This window comes from Lachnoanaerobaculum sp., assembly GCF_057250505.1.
This window is the reverse complement of sequence record NZ_DBHIEQ010000024.1, coordinates 1-14,939: the sequence shown is the minus strand read 5'-3', so window position 1 is coordinate 14,939 and position 14,939 is coordinate 1. Positions and strand designations below refer to the sequence as shown.

The 14,939-nt window shown below is 34.7% G+C and carries 16 protein-coding genes and 1 pseudogene; 4 read left to right on the top strand and 13 right to left on the bottom strand.

Translation table 11 applies throughout. The annotated features are described in order from the left end of the window. Positions 1-134 precede the first annotated feature (134 nt). The 6 genes from ACO6FI_RS10170 to ACO6FI_RS10145 are packed head-to-tail and all read right to left on the bottom strand — an operon-like array spanning position 135 to position 5,808. Positions 135-1,217, bottom strand: a complete 1,083-nt coding sequence (locus ACO6FI_RS10170; protein ID WP_485457237.1) for a DUF5305 family protein — start codon at positions 1,215-1,217, stop codon at positions 135-137. Then, positions 1,217-2,404: a signal peptidase I gene (locus ACO6FI_RS10165; RefSeq protein WP_485457236.1), complete on the bottom strand. Its 1,188-nt coding sequence runs from the start codon at positions 2,402-2,404 to the stop codon at positions 1,217-1,219. Before ACO6FI_RS10165 ends, ACO6FI_RS10170 begins: the two co-directional genes overlap by 1 nt. Further along, positions 2,385-2,762, bottom strand: coding sequence for a hypothetical protein (locus tag ACO6FI_RS10160; RefSeq protein WP_485457235.1), 378 nt, complete (start codon positions 2,760-2,762; stop codon positions 2,385-2,387). The genes ACO6FI_RS10165 and ACO6FI_RS10160 overlap by 20 nt, the downstream gene beginning before the upstream one ends. Positions 2,763-2,770: 8 nt before the next feature. Beyond that, positions 2,771-3,508, bottom strand: coding sequence for a hypothetical protein (locus tag ACO6FI_RS10155; RefSeq protein ID WP_485457234.1), 738 nt, complete (start codon positions 3,506-3,508; stop codon positions 2,771-2,773). Between the two features lie 46 nt (positions 3,509-3,554). Beyond that, positions 3,555-4,190 carry a response regulator gene (locus ACO6FI_RS10150; RefSeq protein WP_485457233.1) on the bottom strand — a complete coding sequence of 212 codons (636 nt, stop codon included), beginning with the start codon at positions 4,188-4,190 and terminating at the stop codon, positions 3,555-3,557. Positions 4,191-4,200: 10 nt separating this feature from the next. After that, positions 4,201-5,808: a sensor histidine kinase gene (locus ACO6FI_RS10145; RefSeq protein ID WP_485457232.1), complete on the bottom strand. Its 1,608-nt coding sequence runs from the start codon at positions 5,806-5,808 to the stop codon at positions 4,201-4,203. A gap of 341 nt (positions 5,809-6,149) precedes the next feature. On the opposite strand from ACO6FI_RS10145, the gene ACO6FI_RS10140 reads away from it, so the two are divergent. Continuing rightward, a complete protein-coding gene (locus ACO6FI_RS10140) occupies positions 6,150-7,112 on the top strand; it encodes an Mbeg1-like protein (protein WP_485457231.1) in 963 nt (320 codons plus the stop codon). Positions 7,113-7,167: 55 nt separating this feature from the next. Here the strand turns inward: ACO6FI_RS10140 and ACO6FI_RS10135 are convergent, their stop codons facing one another. Together ACO6FI_RS10135 and ACO6FI_RS10130 are read right to left on the bottom strand one after the other, a co-directional pair. Further along, positions 7,168-8,010, bottom strand: coding sequence for an aldo/keto reductase (locus ACO6FI_RS10135; RefSeq protein ID WP_485457230.1), 843 nt, complete (start codon positions 8,008-8,010; stop codon positions 7,168-7,170). A 7-nt stretch (positions 8,011-8,017) separates the two neighbouring features. After that, a complete protein-coding gene (locus ACO6FI_RS10130) occupies positions 8,018-8,509 on the bottom strand; it encodes a DapH/DapD/GlmU-related protein (protein ID WP_485457229.1) in 492 nt (163 codons plus the stop codon). Between the two features lie 123 nt (positions 8,510-8,632). Between ACO6FI_RS10130 and ACO6FI_RS10125 the strand changes: the two genes are divergently transcribed. Continuing rightward, entirely contained in the window at positions 8,633-9,514 is an 882-nt protein-coding gene (locus ACO6FI_RS10125; RefSeq protein WP_485457228.1) for a LysR family transcriptional regulator, read from the top strand. A gap of 220 nt (positions 9,515-9,734) precedes the next feature. Here ACO6FI_RS10125 and ACO6FI_RS10120 read toward each other — a convergent pair whose 3' ends face one another. Then, on the bottom strand, positions 9,735-10,592 hold the full coding sequence (locus ACO6FI_RS10120; RefSeq protein ID WP_485457227.1) for an N-acetylmuramoyl-L-alanine amidase family protein: 858 nt from the start codon (positions 10,590-10,592) through the stop codon (positions 9,735-9,737). A 594-nt stretch (positions 10,593-11,186) separates the two neighbouring features. Here ACO6FI_RS10120 and ACO6FI_RS10115 point away from each other — a divergent pair. Continuing rightward, positions 11,187-12,556: pseudogene (locus ACO6FI_RS10115) on the top strand (transposase). Positions 12,557-12,797: 241 nt separating this feature from the next. After that, positions 12,798-13,037 (top strand): DUF4411 family protein, encoded by a 240-nt coding sequence (locus ACO6FI_RS10110; RefSeq protein ID WP_485457226.1) that lies wholly within the window; start codon positions 12,798-12,800, stop codon positions 13,035-13,037. A 157-nt stretch (positions 13,038-13,194) separates the two neighbouring features. On the opposite strand, the gene ACO6FI_RS10105 is transcribed toward ACO6FI_RS10110, so the two are convergent. From ACO6FI_RS10105 to ACO6FI_RS10090, 4 genes are all read right to left on the bottom strand, one after another. After that, a complete protein-coding gene (locus ACO6FI_RS10105; protein ID WP_485457225.1) occupies positions 13,195-13,413 on the bottom strand; it encodes a hypothetical protein in 219 nt (72 codons plus the stop codon). 47 nt (positions 13,414-13,460) lie between these two features. Further along, on the bottom strand, positions 13,461-13,691 hold the full coding sequence (locus ACO6FI_RS10100; RefSeq protein WP_448947794.1) for a transposase: 231 nt from the start codon (positions 13,689-13,691) through the stop codon (positions 13,461-13,463). Positions 13,692-13,727: 36 nt separating this feature from the next. Further along, positions 13,728-13,973, bottom strand: a complete 246-nt coding sequence (locus ACO6FI_RS10095; RefSeq protein WP_485457224.1) for a hypothetical protein — start codon at positions 13,971-13,973, stop codon at positions 13,728-13,730. Between the two features lie 259 nt (positions 13,974-14,232). Continuing rightward, positions 14,233-14,457, bottom strand: coding sequence for a hypothetical protein (locus ACO6FI_RS10090; protein WP_485457223.1), 225 nt, complete (start codon positions 14,455-14,457; stop codon positions 14,233-14,235). Between the last annotated feature and the right edge of the window lie 482 nt (positions 14,458-14,939).

Here is a 14,939-nt window from a genome sequence, read left to right as displayed (position 1 = left end):
GTGTTGTTAATCATGATATTCAACTTTAAAACTAATCTTAGTTTTCCTTATGAAACTATTCTATCTCATTTAATAAATAATTAAAACATACTCCGGTTATAATTCGACTACCACTAAAGTAGTAGTCGGTAGTACTACTTATTTACCTTCATTTCAAAAATATATACATACTGCTTTGCAAATATATATATTTTGTCGTCCTTAGGCAGATTATTCTCGCCCTCAACATAAAATATCGGATCTTTTATCTCATCTGAAAGTTCCACTATATCGACTATACTCTTTATTTTTATAAGAGGCCTTTCTCCAAATGCAGGTAAAGTATCAATGCATATCATCCTGCTGCCGTATTTTCTCATAAACTGCATAAGTTTTTTAAGCTTTAACTCTTCTCCTACAGCCTCGGCACTGAAAAATCTCACAAATACCAATATCGCAGCCGATACAATGAGCAAAAGTATAAATACCACATACTCTCTGAATCCTGCCTTTGAACTTACTGTAGTAGTTTCCGTTATATCTCCCTTATCACTACTTACATCATCCTTTTTTATCTTATAGAACTTGTCATTTGAAATAGGAATATCCACCTTATAAGAAAATTCCTTTTCCTCACTGTCTATATTGTACTTACCGCTAAAGAGTATATAAAAGTCCTTTTCGGTTTCACCTCCAAGCTTACCCTCTATCTCCTGTGCATAGTTTTTGTAAGTCATCCTGTCTATATCAAGGCTCTTATCTATCTTAACATCGTCGGTCACATTCTCATCTATCTTACCGTCTGCAAGCGGATATACCTTTTCATATATTATACTCTTTTCGTCACCGTCACCTGCCTGATAGCCCTGCAATACCGCACTTATAGTGTAGTCTCCGGATAAATTGACGACATTTGTCAAAATAATTTCAGAGTTAAAATCAATACTTACAGTATCTGTAATCGCACTCGGATAAACTCTGCCCTCTTCCAAAAAATCTCCGTCAAAGATATCATTCTTTTGCAGATGCACCTTATAGGATGCCTGAGTGGTAATATTATAATTATTTACACTCATCTCTTTTGTCTGTGTATGCGGCCTGAGCTTTATAAACAGCGCCGCTATACTTGCTGCCAAAAGTATCAAACCTGTTGCATATAAAAATATTCTTGCCTCTTTTGTCAGTTTAATAAAGTTTTTATTTTCAGTGTCGGCTTCTTTGCCTTTTACAACCTTCATTATTTGTCCACAACTCCTTCAGGAATTTCATTTTGTAATCTTAAAAGCAGCCCCGGTAAGCCTACCTTCGGAATCACCTTTATAACGATACCTCTGACATCATTAGGCTCCACCTTTCTCTCATCAACTGCATTATTATTGTCTCCTTTAGTCTGAAAGCTTATATTACCCGCCTTATCCTGTAAAACTTTTTCTATCCTGTGAACTATAGTTATATCATCTCTTTTAAAGCAGATAATCTCACCTTCACTAAGTGCGCTTATCTCTTCTTCTTTATCTATCTTTTTTATAAGTACCATATCTCCCGGCATTATAAGCGGCTCCATACTTCCTGTAAGTATCGCTTTAGGATATATAGGGAATACACCCACACAAAACCATACAAATAATGTGGCAAACAAAAGTGATACCAAACCTTTTATATCCGCTTTCCTGTCTTTACTCTCATACCTGTCTCCGGAAAATACATGGTCCACCGCAAACATTGAATATATTATAGGAAATGCAATACCTATAGACCCTTCCAAAAGCCAAGGCAGTTCAGGTAACACCGGAAAACACCTCTGAAAAATCTGTATTATTCCCAAATATATTAAACCGGGTAATACTCCTCCGTAAAATACAAGCAAAGACACCAAAACATTCTTTGTTATTATGGGAAATATCGTCTGTACACTGTATATAAAAATATCTTTTGTACTCTTTGCAGCCGTCAAACCGCCAAAGTTTATTTCTGTCAAACAAAATATAAACGTTATAATAACAGTTGCCGATCTTTTGTATTTGCATGTCTTATACGCCGCAGCAAATGAATATTGCCTTATCATCTCTCTTGCCGCAATTTGCGGTAATACTGTAATCATATTAAAAAGTATTCCAAGTACCGATATATCATAAGGACTTGAGGCAAGCTTTTTCATAAATACCGCAGGTACAAATTGTATAGCTATAAATATTATACCGCCTGAAATCCCGTACCCTGTCAGGTCCTTATCTCCCTTATGCATAATATAAAGACGCGGCAATATAAAAAATATGATGCCTATAAGCACAAACCAATACAGTGACATAGCTAAAGGCAATGTGTTAAGTCTTCCTTTAATATATGGCAAAGCCGGCATTATAACACATATTAAAAGCAGACTTGCATATACGGTATACCTATTTTCAGCGCTTAATTTCCTCATTGTCCGTATCCGCTTCCGCCTTGCTTTCAGTATTATTCTTTGTCTCCGTTATGCTTTCTTTCTTTACTGTTTCTTCAATATCCGGATTATTTTGTATACTTTCATTTGGAGTCGATTCTTCCTTTACACTTTCAGAACTTGATTTTTTGCCTTGATCGGGTCTTATAGTAATATCTCCCTGATCCGGTACACCAACTTTTTCCTGACCCTTCACATCACCGCTCACCTCTATATCCACATCATATACAACCGGAATATTTGTCTTTAACTTCAGCCCTGATTTCCAGTATGCAAACGCCGTTATTCCTGATGACATTGCCATAACCGCTACCAAGACGGCCAATACAGTTTTTTTCATATTGCCTCCTATTTTACACTCTTATTTACTTTGGAACCTGCCTGAAATACATCATAAGGAATTTCAAGCGAGTACTTAACCACAACACCGTTTTGTACACTTAGGGTATCATCCCCAAGCTCTTCAAGATTAGATGCATCTATATCAAGCTTTGTCGGCAAATCCTTAATCATATTTGCACTGTCTTCACTTATCTTTAAGTAAATCTGACCTATGCTCTCATCCTTATCTTCCTTACTCAAAGTCTCATAAACCTCAAACTGCAGCGGCTGTGTATATAAAGATTCATTTTCTCCAAGTGCATAGCTGACCCCGTTATATACAAGAACGGCACTGTCCGCCTGCAACTCCACATTTTCTCCCGTCTTTGACAAATCAAGCTTTGTATAATTTAATTTATTTACGCTGCTGCCCTCAGTAGGTGTTATTTGAAAATCCAATCTCAGTAACTTACCCTCAAGTAATGCATTGACAGGCAGCCCCTCGCCAAAAGATATTTCAAGTTCCTTGTCTGTGGGACTAAACTGTGCCAAAACAGGTGTTTCCACATTCCCATTTGCATCTGCAATACTTGCAGAATACTTCTCACCGCTCTTACCGAACTCCACATCCATAGTACCGCTTGTAAGATTAACCTGCGCACTGATACTTGAATTCCAGCTTGCATAGCCTGTACCTATTGCAACCAATCCGATAAATAAAGCCCCGAAAATACAAGACTTTACCGAAAACAATTTCTTATACATATCCACTCTTCTCCTAAAATATATTTTAAAATCTCAAGTTTATCACTTAAGAATTTAATATCGTTTGAAATCTTTCCATATGTTTTTCAACAAATACCAAAACTTCGGTTCTGTTATATATCTCCAACTTGCTGAATATATTTGAAATGTGCTTCTTTACCGTACCTTCCGATATCGACAAATTATTTGCAATCTTTGCATTGGAATACCCTTCTCGCAAAAGCAATGCCACTTCAAGTTCTCTTCTTGTCAATGTATCAATTCTTTTGTCATCTTCAGAAGTGTTTCCGACATTTGCCATCAAATCTGATGAATAGAATTTTCCGCCTCTGTCCACCACTCGTAGGCTGTACATTATATCATCTATAAAAGCATCCTTAAGTATATATGCATCTATGCCCATATTTTTTGCTTTTACAAAATCACTCTCACTTGAGGATGATGTTATAACAAAGGTTTTTATATTTTTGTTCTGACTCTGTATCCACTCCAAAAAGTCAAATCCGCTTTCATTGTGCAGGTTCAAGTCTACAAACACACTATCTATTGATTTTTCTTTAATCAAATCAATAGCTTCTTTTACAGTGCCGGCTTGCACAGTCTCTTCATCCGGTCTGTGCAGTTTTATTACAGATTCCAATCCCTGTCTTGCAATAGGATGGTCATCCAAAACAAGTACCATATATGCCTCCTTATCTCGGTAAACTCAGTTTTACTCTAACCCCACTTTTTTCACGCTGTACTATGCTCAAAAATCCTTTGAGCAAAACCGCTATACTTCTCATATTTCTCAATCCGTTGCCTTCATGGAAATCTTTATCCTCTTTGGAAAAGCCCGATCCGTCATCTTCAACAACCAGTTCAATGGAATTGTCGGTTAACTTTAATCTGACATCTATATTCTTTGCCTGCCCATGCTTTATAGCATTATTGACCGCCTCACATACCACTCTGTAAAGTGCTATCTTCTGTGCAACAGCTATGTAATCCGCCTGCTCATCCAAATCAATATCTATACTCACTTCATTTAATCTCTCCACTTCTTCCATATATGCATATGTAGTGTGAATGAAAGTATTCAGATTGTCTTTGAACCTTTTGCCGTAGATACTTTCACGCAACTCCGTCATAGTACTCTCTATGGAAGTTCTGAGTATATTTATTTCTTCTACATAATTTTCTCTGTTTTTTATCTTACCTTCCAATAAAAGCATTCTGCAGGCAATTCCGAAGAGCTTCTGTATTACAGTATCATGAATCTCATTTGCAATACGATTCTGCTCCTCTACCGAAACGAACCTTTCTATCTGAGAATACATATCCAAGTTGTTGAAAACTGTCTTTATAAGATGTAAATAAAAGTCTTTTACTTCCTTTGAAGTATCCGCTACCTTTCTTACCAGCACACCGCTTATATATGCACTCTCACCGAAAACTGTCACCTCATAACTGTCTCCTCCCGAATCCATATAGAATATATCTTTACTGTCCTCACTTACCGGTTTGCTTACTTTTTCATTCCAATCCCTTATCTTAAATAAAATATCATCATATGTACTTTCATCCATACCGTTACTTTCTATAATTTCAGGCACATCATCACGCTCAAACTTTATGAGAATAAACTCTGAATACATCTTATCCTTTTTTAATGTCAGAGAAAGTTTTTCCATGATCTTTTTAGGATCCGTCATTGCAAAAAGTCCGAAGCTCTCACTTAACTCCGACAGCATGGTAAACGCATAGTTACTTAGTTCCTTTTCTTTTTGCAGCTCTATATTGAGCCTTTCCGACTTTTCCTTTTGTTCGTCAATACATTTTATATAAATTCGCACAATATAAAACTCGCACATCAACATCATCACTCCCACAACAATGTTGATTTCCTGATATGCAGAATTTTCTATGCTCTTTCCCCAAAAAGCACAAATCCAACACCATATACAGGCTATAAATGTTATAACTATATTTTTGTCAAAGGCTACCAGTAAAAGTATACAGTTCACCTCATACCACAGATACGGGCTGTTAAACCCCCCGCTTAAGAATATAAAGATACCGTATGCAAATACCTCCAAGCCGAACATCACTCTGAAATGTACTATATTCTCACAAACTCTTTTATACAGCCAGCAGCTAAGCGCACAGGATATAGACATACCCATAAAGATATATCTGTTTATATCCTCACCGTTGTATATTGATACTAAAATATAAAATACTGTAGATACTACAAATGAGACTCCTCTCAAAAGTACATTTATATTTATATAGGTTGAACTCTCTCTGTCATCAGTCATATCATCCTTATTTCCAAGTACAAAAGTTTTCAGATATCTAAATATGTTTCCTATTATACTCTAAAAATTATTTATAACTCAACCATAATCTCAGGTTATAATATTCTAACTTTATTATTATTTATCTATACAATAACTTTTAACTTAATTTTTTATTTTGGATATATAATGTTTTTACCCAAATATGTAATCAATGTGTCTATGGAATCAGTATACCACACTTTCATGAAAATAGTTATCTTTCTTTATTACTTATACTATATGTGTTTACAATCATGTATTTTTATATTATTGTATTCTTATATATGATTTCCCTTGCAATAACGACACAGGAGGTTATAATGGCAAATATAATTGACTATATTAAATGGCGTGGGGATTTGTCTTTTGATGTTTCTCCTTTTAATGAACTTGATAATGCGGTTTTTTCATTATTCTCCTATATTGACTTAAAAGACTTGCAGAATAATATAAATTCAACAGGTATTACTATTTCAGACGCCTGTAAATACCTGATTGATCATAACTACCACTACGGTTATATGAGTGCAATAGGTACAGATTTTTTAAATTCTCTTTCAACCTCAGAAAGATTTGGTAAGGTTATGATAGTTGATTATATAGATCTCTACCATGAGAAAAAATACCAATTTTCTTCAACGGGATTTATGTATGACGACAGCCTGATGTATATTGCGTTTAGAGGAACCGATGACAGTATTGTAGCTTGGAAAGAGGACTTTATGATGAGTTTTTCAGTTATTCCTGCTCAGAAATTTGCACTTGATTTTTTAAAGAAGGTTATTTCACATCACCCGAATACTGACTTCATAGTGGGAGGACACAGTAAGGGAGGCAATCTTGCAATATATTCCTGTGCAATGTGTGATGAAATTTTCAAAGACAGAATCACTGCAATCTATAATAACGACGGACCCGACCTCTGTGATGAGGTAATCAATACCGATGTAATGAATACTATCAAAGATAAGATAATCAAGATAGTTCCCGAATTTTGTGTGGTGGGCATGATTTTTAACAATACAAAGAATATAAAGGTTGTAAAAGCCGATAATATTGCTTTTTTGCAGCATGATATACTCAACTGGAACTGTATAGGAACAAGTTTTGAATATGTCAATGATGTGAACAAGAATGCAGATAAATTCAACAGTTTCGTAGATAAGGTATTGGCGAATACTGATTTAAGTAAGCGCAAGGAGTATGTGAACAGTTTCTTTGATAAAATAATAGATGCAGGCACAACAAGACTGCCTTGGGGGAAGAATAATCGTAATACTTAAATATAGAAGGGATTTGAATCAATAAACGGTTCAAATCCCTTTTTATTAGACTTGCTTATTTATCTTCATATTTAGGTTGCCATTTTGCAAAATGATCCATTTGTTCATCTGTATGGTAATGGTAACGCAAATTTTTATCAAGCTCTGCAATCCTTTCCATTTCTTCTTTTGTAAGTTCAAAGTCAAATATATCAATATTATCCTTTATATGGGCTTCATTCCTGCTGCCGGGTATTACCACAAATCCCATCTGTGTATGCCATCTTAAAATAATTTGTACAGAAGTCTTACCGTATTTTTTTCCAAGTTCCTTAAAAACAGGTTCTTCAATAAGTGATTTATCGCCATGTCCAAGCGGATACCAAGCCATCAACTTTATACCATATTTGTCCAAAGTTTTTCTAAGCTCTTTTTGAGTAAAATACGGGTGTGCCTCTACTTGAACAAACTGTGGGACAATGTCCCACTTCTTTTCAAGTTCGGCTATATACTTCCCCTCAAAGTTTGATATACCGATTGATTTTGCCTTTCCCTCTTTATATGCCTTCTCAAGCTGTCTATAGCCGGAAAGCCAATTACCGGCAGGCTGATGAATAAACAGAAGATCTACATAATCAACTCCCAAACGTTCAAGAGTCTCATCAACTGCATTGTCATTCTCATATTCAGTCGGCCACAACTTTGTAGAAAGGAAAATATTATCTCTATTTGCTCCGCTTTCCTTTATACCTCTTCCGACTGCTCTTTCATTTACATATGCATTGGCTGTATCTATAAGTGAATACCCCATCTTTAACGCTTCTCTAACACTGTTTTGTGCATCCTCAGGTGCAAGTGTATATGTTCCGATTCCTATTGTCGGGCATTTTATTCCGTTATTTAAATTTATTCTTTCCATATTCTCTTTACTCCTTCGAATCCAATATTTTGATTAATTTTGCCGGCACACCTCCGACAACAGCATTATCCGGTACATCCTTAGTAACTACAGCTCCGGCACCGACTACTGCATTTTCACCTATAGTTACCCCGGGACAAATAGTAACTCCCATACCTATCCATGCATTCTTTTTTATTAACACTTTTCCGTATGTATATTTTGTATGCCTCTCATACATATCATGATTTATAGTTGCAATCTTAAGCCCCGGAGCCGCCATTACACCATCTTCAAACATAAAAGGTGTCAATATACGAACATCATTGAGCTCTCTACCAAACAGTTCCTCTAAATATTTCATGTATTTTTCATCATCAGGCATACAGGCATTTGCTTTTGCACATAAAGTTCTTGATCTCATCATTTCCTGAACCGCTTCTTGAAAATAATCTTCCCTTACATCAGTCGGTCCACCCTCATTCATTAACTTATATACATATCCCTTATCATATTTCATTTAAAATTCTCCTTACATATTGCAACTGTTATTTACAATGTATATATTAGCGCTGTATAATCTATATATCCAATTAAAAATATGAATTATTGATTTAATTATTAAATTATATGAGGAGATTGTATGACTACAAAACAAATAGATTATATATTGGAATTGGCTCAAACATTGAACTTTAACAGAGCTGCCGAAAATTTATATATTTCTCAGCCCACAATGACTTATCAAATAAATTCTGCAGAGTCTGAAATCGGATTTAAAATTTTTGAGCGTTCAGGAAAGGGTGCCGTTCTCACACCTGCCGGAACCCAATTTATTACATCATTAAAAAATATTAAAACGGAACTCAATCTTGCAATATGGCAAGGACAAAATTTCTCTTCAAAATACCGTGAAGATATTAGAATTGCTATGCCTATCCGTTCCGCCATATATTTTCTCCCTGAAGCAATACGCACTATTATGGCTGACGATCCCGGTATATCTGTTTCTCCAACATTTGATTGGTATCATTGTATAGATTCGTTCCTAAATAGAGAACAGGACATTCTTTTTGCTGTAGAACAAAATATGGTTCGTATTCCTGATATTAAAAAATATCATCTTTTTGACAGCAGAATATATCTCGTCTGCCGTAAAGATGATGCTCTTTCTTCTAAGGATATGATTGTTTCATCCGACTTATCCGGCAGAACTCTTATGGTTGGCGGTCCTTCCGGGGCTCCTCTTCGTCGTGTACAACAACGTGTTGTAGAACAATCACATTGTGAGTATTTCAACAGCCATGACCATGATACATCTCTTACAAACGTAGCTGCAGGCAGAGCTCTTGTATTATCTCCGGGCTTCCTAAACGATCATACCGGTGAATTTGTATGGATTCCTTTTGACTGTAAAGAAGTTATTCCCTGCGCCTTATATACCCATGCTTCTGATAATAGAGCGATTATAAAAAATTTTATTGATACTATCATAAGCTTGTATCCCGAAGGATATAATTATTAACTTAAGCTTACCTTAATTCAATTCTACTTCTACAAAGATACAGATAAATTAAGGTACTATCGGGTAGCCATTGGGTAAAAGTAATCATCCAACTTAAATGTAGAAAGGGATTTGAATCAATAAACGGTTCAAATTCCTTTTTTATCAAAAGAGCAGAGAAAACTTTCATTCCTCTGCTCCTAATAAATTTATATTATGTCTCAATATATACAATATCGAATTATTTTATCCACCTTCCTGAAGCGTCAAGTTTGTAGCCGTCTGCAGTAGTGGTATTGCTTAGCATTGCTCCTGACGGGCTCATATAGTACCAATCGTTTCCTGACTGTACCCAACCTGTAACCATTGCTCCGCTTGCATTAAAGAAGTACCATACTCCGTTTATCTGTCTCCAGTTTGTAGCAATATATCCATCTCCGTCAAAGAAGTACCATATGCCGTCAACCTGCTTCCATGTATTAGTTACATAGCTTCCGTTAGATTCTTTATACTTCCATCCTCTATCAGTGTTTTCCCAACCCTGAGATGATGTATTTGCAGATGAACCCATATCTACATAAAAGTAACCTACTCTATTTGCATTTTTTTCATTGAAGTAGCTTCCCTCAAAATCATATGGGAGTGCAGCATTTCTACCTGTATCCTTAGAAAAAGATATTATAACATCCTGTCCGGTATATGCTTTATATCTGCTTCTTTGTAATATAGGGTCACCAATACTATAATTACTTATTGTAAGTGGTGAATACTCCGTTGCTCTTTCCAGAGCCAATGTAGGAGCTGAAAAAGCCGAATTCTTATAGTTAAACATAATAATATTATTTTCTTTATTAATTGCTCCCGAAGGATCATAGAAATATGTCTGCATATACTTTGAATCGCCCACATTCATACTTAGAACAGCATCTTTCGTAATAACCGGCATGGTTATCTCTGTTCCAAGCGGTGAGGTCCAAGTGTAAGTCCTTCCCGTATACCCACTTTTTATTGTGACATCAGGATTGCTTGACGTAAAAGCAAATGCATTAAAGCACATAAACGCAGAAAAAGCTGCTGTCAATAGAAATAGTTTCTTCATAAATACTCCTTTCAGCCCTACCCGTCATACTTATCATACATATATCTCACTTAGTCACTAAAACAAGTCACCGCTGAGATATCTATGAAAAAGAAAGTGATACAGCTAAAAAATATATTTTCTAATAGTTTATAAAACTATAGAATACAATTATATACTTTGAACTTTTATTTTGTCCTTACTTACACAATACCAACTTTTCACATATAAAGGACTCAGATACAATATCTCTCTTCTCAAAACTTTATGCAACGATTATATATTTATATATATATATTGTCAATATTGCCTTATCCATCTTAATATAAAATTAAAAATATTATACTCTTTGCTTGTGCTTCATCTGATATATCTACAGATCTCACACCCCATATTGCCATTCCGTAGCCTTAATTATCATCTGTATGATATGAACTTATTAAACTCATTTAATAAAATCTCCTTTCATTTTGGCAAACTATTAGGCGTTTGCGAAACGCCAAAAGCCGTATAAATACGACACTTTTTTATTACTGAATATAAAAATCTCCTCACGGTTTGTGATATAATGGAGTTGCAACAAACATAAACCACATCCCGAAAGGAGACATTACTATGATACCACAAAAACAACTCTCTTTGGCAGATATTTTTGAAGATTGTAAAGATATTTTTGAATCTGACAAACCTCATTTTCTTACCCTGCTCGAAAATCACATTGACCTTGATGAAATTATTCCGTTTTCTTTTTACAATCATTATTATGCAGCCACAGGTAGAAATCGAAAATATCCTTTGACTGCTATGCTTTGGGCTTTAATCATTCAACGCCTGTTTTCTATTCCTACTGATTCTCTTTTACCGGTCTTCCGTCATTATTCCAGACATCTTAGAGAATTCTGCAGCTTTACCAAAGTTCCTGATGCCTCTAAAATAACTCGTTTTAAGCAGGATTTTTTATTGGACTTACAATATGTTTTTGATAAGCTTGTTGATATAACTGAACCGATATATAGGGATATTGATAACAACCTTGCTTCTATGCTTTTGTTTGACACTTCAGGTATTGAATCTTATGTAACCGAAAACAATCCTAAATATGCCAACCGAATTATCAAGCAGCTCTAAACCCTATGCAAAATCTATGAATTTTGATAGTTCTTATGACCCTTATAAGGTAGCATATGCTTCTATGCCTACATCAGCTTCATCAAACCATGAGGTTAAACAGCAGTACATTAACGGACATTTCTGCTACGCTTACAAGTTCGGTATTATTACCAATGGGCTTGGAATTGTTCGTTCCATTGATTTCTACAACAAGGATTATCTTACTTCCCATCCTGACATTGTAGTTGAAAAGAAAGCAAAGTCTCCTGATGAAGAAAAATCACTTGCTGATTCCAAAGCTTTACTGCCTACCTTAAAGGACTTTAAAACAAGGCATCCGGGTATTAAACCATCTATATTCCTTGGTGATGCAGCCTTTGATACCATTGAAATTTACAAATCACTTTTTGAAGATTTCAATTTCCAAAAAGCATTTATTCCTTTAAAAGTTAAGCTCTCAATGGATAATGTCAAATATACATTCAATGAAAATGGTATTCCTTGTTGCCCTCATGATTCTTCGCTTCCGATGAAACGTGAAGGAAGTAAATCCCATTTAAGCAGCAAGCTGTCTACAATGAAGTTCGTTTGTCCAAAAATGAAACGGGAATACAACCGACAAGACAAGTCCAAACGGCGTGTCTGTCACTGTGACAATCCTTGTACAACTTTTTCCTGTAGTAGAATGATTTATGTTTATCCTGAAAAGAATCTCAGAGCTTATCCCTGAGTAGAATGAGGTTCTAAAGAATGGGATGAAACATATAAGATCAGGGTAAATGTTGAAAAATCAATCAATCAGTTTAAAGACAGTTTCTGCATTGCCAAACAGAAAACAACAAATGAAAAAACACTACATTCCGATTTACTGCTAGCCGGTATATCACAGTTATTAACTATAGTTATTGCTGATAAAATCAACCAACGACAACATATCAGAAGTTTAAAATCTTTAATTGCTTAGGACTTATTAACTTTATATAAGCACTATACTTATTAAAGTGCGCCCAAATCTTGCAGTTATCAACTTTTTAGCTTGAAATTTGTGCTTTACACAAATTTATCCTTGTATACAATAATGATTACTAACAATCTCAGCGAGTTTCGCAATTACCTATGGCAAACTATGGCAAAGTTCTTAGTTATGTCAAAAGTTGTTGCTTTTACCAAGATGCTACGCTCAGAGATTGGTCAAATAAGAATATTTCCGATCTATGGCTAATCGCGGTTGCAATCGCTTTAAATACTACTATAATCACCAAAGAAAGTGAGATTGGCACAGGGCTTTCAACAAAAAATTCGTCAGGAAACGCTAAAGTCCCTAATCTGGCAAAACATTTTGGAATAAGGTTATGAAAATCTATTTTACTTTATGAGATGCATGAAGTTTGTGCTTTAAATTCTCACAATAGAAACAACCGTACTGCCTTGATAGAAGAATTAATACTTAAATATAAAATGGATTTGAATCAATTAACGGTTCAAATCCATTTTATATACTAAATTTATTTTCCTAAAATGTCTTCACTCTCTTACCGGTTATTTCATCTATTTTGTAGAAATAATCCTTTACTATCCCTTTCTCATACCCACTGATATCTGCTGTTGGATACAGCTCATTCAGGTGCTTTCTTACTTCCATATCTCCTGCGTCAAGCCCTTTAAATTCATACCTTCTTTTATCCCACTCTTCATATGTGATTATTTTCATAAATTCTTCTTTCAAACTCATAATACTTACCTCTATAAATTTTTATATGATATTTTTACTCAATACCATTATAGTAATTCTTTCTCTAAATCAAAGTCCAACCCAATTTCCTCTAAACTTATTTCTCTGACACTAAGTTCTGTCCTTAAAATATCCAATACTTCATAGTATGCCAATGCTCTTCCGTCCTTAAAACTGTCTTTTTTATCATCTTTTGATTCTTTGACTGCTTCTCTCGCTCTTTCTACTATTCTTCCCACAATATAGGCTATTCCATCAATACTTATGTTATCGGCCATATTCTCCTCCTTTACTCAATTATCTTTAACAGCTTCTCAATAGTACCCCATACATTCTGCATATAAAAAAGTCTCCTCTTCAGTTCTTACAATAGTAAAAGGTTTCCCATCTATTTCGCAATCATACAAGTCATCCAATGGTGTTTCATGCTTTCTTCCGATAGTAATATTTTTCTCTTTTAAAATACTTTGTAATTTTTTCAGTTCCTCTTCCGCCGAAATTCTCTCATGATTCTTAAAATAAATCCTGTTTTTATCATTTTTAAGTAAAAAAGTTTTCATTATGATATACAAATCTCCATAAGAATTACTTTACCATCATATTATTTCTCAACAATTTCAAACATATCAGGATGATACAAATAATCGTCACCTGAGTCATCTATGATTCTATACCAACCACGTTCTATAGATACTAGATACTACCTCATAAATCTTATTATATGTTAATACCAAATAATCTGTTTTACCAAGCCATTTAACCTTCATTTCTTTATTAAAATCATCCTTTATTTACAAAGCTCACGATCAGGTATATAACCTACCTCCATCTCCTTTTTTTCGGGTCTTCTCCCTCTTTAGGCTTAGGGTATACTTCTGTAAGAATTCCTTTACTATCATATATACTATGATGTAGCCTTGGATATAATTCATTCAAATGCTTTCTTATCTCTATATCACCTGCATCAAGCCATCTAAATTCATCTCTTCGCCTGTCCCACTCCTCATATGTGGTTATTTTCATAAATTCTTCTTTCAAACTCATAACACAGCTCATCCAATCAATTTCTTGCTTTGACGGACATATACCTAAAATTTATCAACAACTTAAATTAATTCTGACATTTACATCCATTATATCATCTATTCATAGACTTTCAAACAATGCTTTCTTAACCTTCAGCTCGTTCTTTGCTTTGATTACATTTAATAAAAATATATTACTACAGTAAGAAAGCTATACAGCTCTACCATATTGATTGTACATGATTCTAAATAATTAAAACTTTACATAGCAAAAAAGACACCTATATTAAGTGTCTCTAAACTTCCATTTTTTATAGGAAAGTAAGTCGGAGTTGCACCGGCCTTTTCCCCATAGGGCTGTATACCTCCTATACGATTACCTTCCGGTTGTATTATCTCATATTCTCAGAAATTGTCAATTCCTAATATATATGAAAAACGCACACTTATAAGCCGTATATGATAAAGTCCTAATATACCCCAAACGAAAATGTCCTATTT

Excerpts from the sequence above, each read along its gene's own strand:
- ACO6FI_RS10090 (WP_485457223.1), bottom strand. The coding sequence starts at position 14,457 with ATGAGTTTGAAAGAAGAATTTATGAAAATAACCACATATGAGGAGTGG.
- ACO6FI_RS10110 (WP_485457226.1), top strand. The coding sequence starts at position 12,798 with ATGGCAAACTATGGCAAAGTTCTTAGTTATGTCAAAAGTTGTTGCTTT.
- ACO6FI_RS10120 (WP_485457227.1), bottom strand. The coding sequence starts at position 10,592 with ATGAAGAAACTATTTCTATTGACAGCAGCTTTTTCTGCGTTTATGTGC.
- ACO6FI_RS10095 (WP_485457224.1), bottom strand. The coding sequence starts at position 13,973 with ATGAAAACTTTTTTACTTAAAAATGATAAAAACAGGATTTATTTTAAG.
- ACO6FI_RS10155 (WP_485457234.1), bottom strand. The coding sequence starts at position 3,508 with ATGTATAAGAAATTGTTTTCGGTAAAGTCTTGTATTTTCGGGGCTTTA.
- ACO6FI_RS10130 (WP_485457229.1), bottom strand. The coding sequence starts at position 8,509 with ATGAAATATGATAAGGGATATGTATATAAGTTAATGAATGAGGGTGGA.
- ACO6FI_RS10125 (WP_485457228.1), top strand. The coding sequence starts at position 8,633 with ATGACTACAAAACAAATAGATTATATATTGGAATTGGCTCAAACATTG.
- ACO6FI_RS10135 (WP_485457230.1), bottom strand. The coding sequence starts at position 8,010 with ATGGAAAGAATAAATTTAAATAACGGAATAAAATGCCCGACAATAGGA.
- ACO6FI_RS10140 (WP_485457231.1), top strand. The coding sequence starts at position 6,150 with ATGGCAAATATAATTGACTATATTAAATGGCGTGGGGATTTGTCTTTT.
- ACO6FI_RS10165 (WP_485457236.1), bottom strand. The coding sequence starts at position 2,404 with ATGAGGAAATTAAGCGCTGAAAATAGGTATACCGTATATGCAAGTCTG.
- ACO6FI_RS10100 (WP_448947794.1), bottom strand. The coding sequence starts at position 13,691 with ATGGCCGATAACATAAGTATTGATGGAATAGCCTATATTGTGGGAAGA.
- ACO6FI_RS10145 (WP_485457232.1), bottom strand. The coding sequence starts at position 5,808 with ATGACTGATGACAGAGAGAGTTCAACCTATATAAATATAAATGTACTT.
- ACO6FI_RS10170 (WP_485457237.1), bottom strand. The coding sequence starts at position 1,217 with ATGAAGGTTGTAAAAGGCAAAGAAGCCGACACTGAAAATAAAAACTTT.
- ACO6FI_RS10105 (WP_485457225.1), bottom strand. The coding sequence starts at position 13,413 with ATGAGTTTGAAAGAAGAATTTATGAAAATAATCACATATGAAGAGTGG.
- ACO6FI_RS10150 (WP_485457233.1), bottom strand. The coding sequence starts at position 4,190 with ATGGTACTTGTTTTGGATGACCATCCTATTGCAAGACAGGGATTGGAA.
- ACO6FI_RS10160 (WP_485457235.1), bottom strand. The coding sequence starts at position 2,762 with ATGAAAAAAACTGTATTGGCCGTCTTGGTAGCGGTTATGGCAATGTCA.